This is a genomic window from Microcystis sp. LE18-22.4A, from assembly GCF_027531105.1.
In the GTDB taxonomy this organism is placed as follows: domain Bacteria; phylum Cyanobacteriota; class Cyanobacteriia; order Cyanobacteriales; family Microcystaceae; genus Microcystis; species Microcystis aeruginosa.
In genome coordinates this window covers 1-1,491 of record NZ_JAPZRB010000105.1, presented here as the reverse complement: position 1 = coordinate 1,491, position 1,491 = coordinate 1, and the positions used below count along the sequence as shown (strand labels likewise).

The 1,491-nt window shown below is 38.6% G+C and carries 1 protein-coding gene and 1 pseudogene; both read right to left on the bottom strand.

Features of this window, described 5'->3' with window-relative positions; translation table 11 throughout:
• Window positions 1-64: 64 nt before the first annotated feature.
• Window positions 65-460, bottom strand: coding sequence for a hypothetical protein (locus O9295_RS27695; RefSeq protein WP_502846489.1), 396 nt, complete (start codon window positions 458-460; stop codon window positions 65-67).
• 868 nt (window positions 461-1,328) lie between these two features.
• Window positions 1,329-1,491 (bottom strand): annotated as a pseudogene (locus tag O9295_RS04465) (ISAs1 family transposase); the annotation flags it as partial.

Here is a 1,491-nt window from a genome sequence, read left to right as displayed (position 1 = left end):
GAACCCTTATATAGAAAGGCATTTAGCGATTTTTGTCAATTGTTTTTGCTCTAGAGCGAACTAATCAATTAAGTCTCTTGCCAGATAAGGATTTAGTCGATTTATGCCCCCCTATCGAACCATACCAAGTAACGAAGAACCGAGTAATTTTGAGTGAGTTACCAGTGCTATCTTGTATATAATTGATTCCGGTGTCACCCAAGTTACGGTTTACTACCGCATTGGATAGATTTTTTGAGTAGTCGGTAGAGTTTGGATTAAACCTAACTCTAAAGGAGGAAGGTCCAAGAATGTAAATCTTGATTTGAATACTATTGCTCGATGCTGCCGTCAAGAGGAATGACTTTTCTTGGGCATCGTAAGACCAATTTGCGATGTTGCCAATTGGTCGCCAAGGATTGTTTCCGCCAGAAGGAGCAGGCGTAAATTCATTGGTCTGCACAAATCCGTAGTTAATCATAAACTTCTAACCTCTTTTGTTCAAATTAAAACTGCTATAGTCATTTCAATTAAGATTGACAATATCAATCCCAGAGTTCATAAAGGTTTTGTCGGTCTAGAGTATATCAGACTTATCTGAAATGACTATAAAGTGGAACCCGCTAACTACATAGGGCTTGCTGACAATTAGTGTAAGCTTTGCTAGAAAACGGTTTAGGGATTTTTTTAGTCAAACAAGTGCAAGAGACAAACGTTGAGAAATCGATCTGAGGAACTCAAAACCCCTGCACTTTCTATCTTCGATCTCGAAGGTTCCGTTTCCAGACCTGCGAGGTCATTCTGTTATTCTGATGTCCCGGACTAACGACTGGCTACTGACTACTAACCCCACCAACAAACTCCTTCAGCAAACCCAACACATTATACGGAAAGTTTCTGAGATTATTCCAGTTCGGCATGATCTCAGAAAGTCTTCCCCATATCACACTCAAAAGCTTTAAGTAGATTCCTGAAAATAAGCTGAAATAACAGAACTCTTCTGAGGGTATAGCGACAATTCTTCGATCTGGTTTCACTTCTCCACAAAAATTTACAATTATTCCAACTCATTACCCAGTAGTTTCCCCAGGGGTTTCGATCCCCCCGGCCCCCTAGGGTTGATTCATTTAAATTAAGTACAGCTGATTTTGAGTCAATAAATTTGAATGAAAATTCTCAAGTTTATCTTTTTCTAATCAAAATAGTTAGTCACAATAACTAATCTTTAATCCTCTGCCAATATTTATTATGAAGAGATTGATAAAGCTTGTTCCCAAGCCACTAAAAGCCTATCTCTCTTCAAATTTTCTGAGAGTACATCCTGTTAATTTAGCTAATTTTTCTGCTTCTTACGTCGATAAAACTATCAGGTTTTCCCAACGTTCAGCTAACCACCTCTGTCCCTCTGTTATTGAGAGAAAACCCAAACCTCTGAAAAGATTCAATCCTATAGTTGTGAGAATTGACCAATTGCTGGCCGCTTGAAAATCACTTATCTCGCTTTTATCTTCC

Bases quoted from the DNA above. Each gene is read 5' to 3' on its own strand.
- O9295_RS27695 (WP_502846489.1), bottom strand. From the start codon at position 460: ATGATTAACTACGGATTTGTGCAGACCAATGAATTTACGCCTGCTCCT.